General features: G+C 46.5%; 4 protein-coding genes and 1 tRNA gene. All 5 read right to left on the bottom strand.

All coding sequences use genetic code 11. The annotated features are described in order from the left end of the window. Positions 1–503: 503 nt before the first annotated feature. Positions 504–1,106, bottom strand: coding sequence for an anthranilate synthase component II (locus tag C8U37_RS14240; protein WP_108033863.1), 603 nt, complete (start codon positions 1,104–1,106; stop codon positions 504–506). After that, complete coding sequence (gene trpE, locus C8U37_RS14235; RefSeq protein ID WP_108033864.1) at positions 1,107–2,537, bottom strand: anthranilate synthase component I; 1,431 nt, start codon at positions 2,535–2,537, stop codon at positions 1,107–1,109. It lies immediately after the preceding gene. 738 nt (positions 2,538–3,275) lie between these two features. Beyond that, positions 3,276–3,917: a bifunctional 4-hydroxy-2-oxoglutarate aldolase/2-dehydro-3-deoxy-phosphogluconate aldolase gene (locus C8U37_RS14225; protein ID WP_108033862.1), complete on the bottom strand. Its 642-nt coding sequence runs from the start codon at positions 3,915–3,917 to the stop codon at positions 3,276–3,278. A gap of 93 nt (positions 3,918–4,010) precedes the next feature. After that, a complete protein-coding gene (locus C8U37_RS14220) occupies positions 4,011–4,325 on the bottom strand; it encodes a zinc ribbon domain-containing protein (RefSeq protein ID WP_146161841.1) in 315 nt (104 codons plus the stop codon). Between the two features lie 258 nt (positions 4,326–4,583). After that, positions 4,584–4,667, bottom strand: a tRNA-Leu gene (locus tag C8U37_RS14215). Positions 4,668–4,672: the final 5 nt, after the last annotated feature.

The following is a 4,672-nucleotide window of genomic DNA, read 5'->3' as shown; positions in this document are numbered from 1 at the left end:
TGTTTGCGATACAAAGTATCGTCTTCGTTTGCTTCGACCGAAGTCTAAGCTCCTTGCACATTTGGTTCGTTCATTCTTTATTCAGTTTTCAAAGGCCAATCGTGTATCACGTGCTACGTGATTGCTTATTTATAATATCACGGCTCCGGCTCTCCGTCAAGCCTTTTCTGAAAGTTTTTCAGAAGCAATATCGGCTTGCAGATGCTTGGATCAGCAACTTTTATATAATATCACGCTCTAAATCGTCTGTCAACAATTTTTTCAAATCATTTCAAATCCGATTCTGGCGGACAACTTCTATATACTATCATCGCAGCCGAATGCTGTCAACGATTTTTTGGTTTTTTTTAAAGTCTTTCGACACAGCCCTAGGGAACGTTATAATTGTTCTCCATCCGGCATGCGCGTCAGCGGTCCAAACCCGCCGTCTTTCAACAAAAGCTTTCGACTTTCGCATCCGGAAGTTCTGATGGATTTGTCCCGCTCACCCATACCTATTTGGATCATTCCACTTGCTGTGGCTGTCCTGCTTTGTTGGCGATATTTTCCAAGAAGTTCCGAATAAGCTTCTGACCATCTTTGGTGAAGATGGATTCGGGATGGAACTGCAGGCCGTAAACGGCATGCTGTTTATGCTTCATCGCCATGATGACGCCATCATCCACACTTTTGGAAAGTATTTCAAGTTCATCGGGAAGGCTCTTTTCTTCGACTACCAGCGAATGGTAGCGCATGACCTCGAAAGGGGAAGTGATCCCTTGGAAAAGAGGATCGCCATTATGCGTCACCATAGAAGTTTTGCCGTGCTTCAGCGTTTCTGCACGGATGACATTCCCGCCATAGGCATACCCGATGGCTTGGTGTCCGAGACAGATCCCAAGCAAGGGCACTTTCCCGGCAAATTCCCTGACCACATCGACGCAAATCCCGGCATCTTCCGGCACGCCCGGCCCTGGGGAAAGGATGATGCAGTCCAGATCCATTGCCTTCATCTCGTCCAATGTTATAGCATCATTCCGAACCACCAGTACATCCGGATTGATCTCTCCGATGTATTGGTAGAGGTTATACGTAAAGGAATCATAATTATCAATCAATAAAATCATTCAGATTACCTCCTTCAAGGCCATAGCTTTGTTCAGTGTCTCGGTATATTCCGATTCCGGGACCGAATCATGCACAATCCCTGCACCGGCTTGGACATAAGCGAAACCATCCTTCAGAATGATTGTCCGGATCGCAATGCACGTGTCCATGTTGCCATTATAGGAGAAATAGCCGACCGCACCGGCATAGATGCCTCGCTTCGTTCTTTCCAATTCATCGATGATGCCCATCGCCCGTATTTTCGGAGCACCGGAAACGGTCCCTACAGGCAGGCAAGCGCTCAAGGCCTCAAAGCAGGTCAGGCCCGGTTTCAACTTGCCGGTCACTTTCGAAACGATATGCATCACATGGGAGTAGATATCCACTTCCATGAATTTATCCAGCTTGACGCTGCCAAATTCGCTGATCCGTCCGATATCGTTCCGGCCCAAGTCCACAAGCATCACATGTTCTGCCCGTTCCTTCTCGTCCGCAAGCAGCTCTTTCTTCAGCTCATTGTCTTCCTCTTCATTCTTTCCTCTTCTGCGCGTTCCGGCTATCGGGTTCGTCATGACTTCACCGTCCTGAACGGTGACCAGACTTTCCGGGGAGGATCCGACCACCTGGAAATCGCCCAGATCGATATAGAAAAGATAAGGCGATGGATTCTTTGTGCGCAATCTTCTGTAGATGTCGAACGGTTCGGATTCCGACTTGATGGTCAAACGCTGTGAGAGGACAACCTGAAAGATGTCGCCGGCTTTGATGTATTCTTTCGCCTTCTCGACGATTGTACAAAATTCCGCTTCGCTGACGTTTGAGGAAACCTCTTGATTCGGATTCACCTCTTGGAAAGGTCGGATGCCGTTCGTTTGGTTCATCGTTTCGGCTAATTTTTCCAGATTGGCGGTGATTGTTTCATAATCCTCCGTATCCTCCGGAAAGACATTATGGACGAGCGTCATTTTGTGCTGGTAGTGATCGTAACTGATGAATTGCTTGTAGAACAGCAAGTAGGCTTCAGGCGCCTGCAGTTCATCCGGGTTCACATTCGGCAGCTTTTCGTATTGTCGGATGACATCATAGCCGACATAGCCGATTGCGCCGCCGACAAACGGCAACGGGATATCGGTCTCAAGGTAGGGAATCGCTACATGCTCTTTTACGAAATCGAGCACCTTGCCTTTTTTGTGCACGGCTTGTCCATCGGTGATGATCGTCACGTCTTCGCCCATACTCGTGATGCTCTTATAAGGATTCGATCCCAGAAAGGAGTATCTCCCGATTTCTCGCTCGGAAAAGACGCTCTCAAACAAGAATTTATGCTCCCCTTGGAGATTATAATACATGCCGATGGGCGTCAATTGATCCGCATTGACCGTCAAGTATAGCGGAAACACCTTACTATGTTTTTTTGATGCTGCAAATTCTGTTGCTGTCAGATTGAACATTCCATTCACCCCTAATGAGATTTTTTTGCTGTTTCTGCTTCCTTCAGGGAATTTTGGGTACAAAAAAAAGCCACACCCTCCCCTATAATGGGACGATGTAGCCGCGGTGCCACCCATATTAGTTCTCTACTGTTGACTCACGATCCACTCTGTTGTTCTTTGCGCTCCTTGCCTCCCTTATGGAATCAAGGCCCCCCAATACGTCACCAAAAAAAACGGCTATGCATTGTTCTCGCGCTAATACTACAGAATCAAAAAAACACTTCCTCCTCAAAAGGACGAAATGTTTCCATTCGTTTGCCACCTCAGTACAAAACTCGCTCTGCGGGTACGGATGTTACTCGATACCCCGTCCTTTTAACGGCGGACTCCCGGTTTTTGCTACTGTCATTTTCGCATCACGTCTCAGAGATCCATTCACCAACAGCTACAGTGCTTGGCTTTCACTGCCCCAAACTCGCTTTGACTAAACGCCACTGGCTACTACTTCTCATCACAGATTTTATTAGTTTAATTTCAACCAATTATAATCCTTTTCTCATAATTGTCAACTGGGAAATGTTTATTTTTTTAGTGGGATAGAACCACTCCGTTGCCATCAAGACGAGTACTGGCTGCAATCATTCACTCAACTCAAGCCCTAAAAAAAAGTGGAGCAACAACACCCACGTGTTGTTACTCCACTATTTTTAGTATGATTGGCAAATTATCATTTCATAAAAAACCATTTGATACTTTCTAGGCTCTGATCTTATCCACCAATGTCTTCAATATTTTATCCGCTGTTTCGCCATCATCTTTTTGGATGACCGATTCAGAAATGATAAACGAACCGCCCACCGCTACTATGTGGTCATTTTGAACATATTCCATAAAGTTTTCTTCGTTGATCCCGCCAGTCGGCAAGAACTTGACATCATAGAAAGGACCGCTCAAGGCGTTGATCGCTTTTAACCCACCATAGATATCTGCGGGGAAAAATTTCACTACTTTGATGCCATACTCCGTAGCGCGTTGAATATCGCCAGGCGTCGCCGTCCCAGGAAAAACAGGGATATCATGCTTGATACAGTATTCGATTACATCCGGAACGAGCGCTGGCGAAACAATAAACTTCGCGCCATTTCCAACCGCATCTTTCGCTTCTTTCAATGTCCTAACCGTACCTGCACCAACAATCAGCTCGCCTGACTGAGCCAATTTCTTGATAGCATCCAAGGCTAAGTTGCTTCGGAACGTCACTTCAATGAACCGTACCTCGTTCTTGACCAGAATCTCTTCTAATCGATCCAAACAGGAAAGATCCGTAGCAGTGTAAAGAGGCAACAATTTTGTTTCTGCAATCTGTCTGTAAATTTCGTGTTCCATATTCGCTAACATATGCCACTCTCACTTTCTTGCATTAAGGAATTTTATCCTTTTGCCTTCGTGATTGCTTCATGCAAACCTTGCAGATACTTTAAACGCTCACCACTAAAGTAGTGGTATTCTTGAATACCTTGCCGAACGCAGGCCATTTCTGTTTTCTTCAGGCCTCAAGTTTAGGGGGCCCATCACCCCTGCCGTGGCAAGTCGTAAAGACCCACGGGCGCCGATTCTGTAGTGATGGTCATGATACCCGCAGCCGTAATAATAGTTGCGGTCCTTCACCTTGTTTAGATCCCCGAATGATGGGCAAGTCTGGGACGTATATTCGGGTTTGATGTAGACCACTTTTATCCCGATTTCACGGGCTTTGTATGCGATAAAGGAGGCCAATTCGTAGAAGGCCCAACTGTGCAGGGTCACTTTGCTTTTTCCTATTAGCCGTAGGGATGTCCGATTAGATGTGCTTTGAAGTGACCCGAGGGAATTTTTCTTCACGGATTGCCTGTTGGACCATTGCTTTAGACACCTCTTATCATACGAACATATGTTTATTAATGCAAAGGAAAAACTCTTATCATCCCACCCCTAAAGGGGGTGAGCGCCGAGGTCGGTAAATACAAACGTAAAAAACAAGCCCAGAAAGATGAAATCATCTCTCTGGACTTGTTTTTTGTGTGATACCGGCGGCCGGGGTCGAACCGGCACGCCCTTGCGGGCACTGGATTTTGAGTCCAGCGCGTCTGCCAATTCCGCCACGCCGGCATGAT

This window comes from Trichococcus patagoniensis, from assembly GCF_003051085.1.
GTDB lineage: Bacteria > Bacillota > Bacilli > Lactobacillales > Aerococcaceae > Trichococcus > Trichococcus patagoniensis.
The sequence above is the reverse complement of the archived record's forward strand: the minus strand, read 5'-3'. Positions and strand labels throughout refer to the sequence as shown.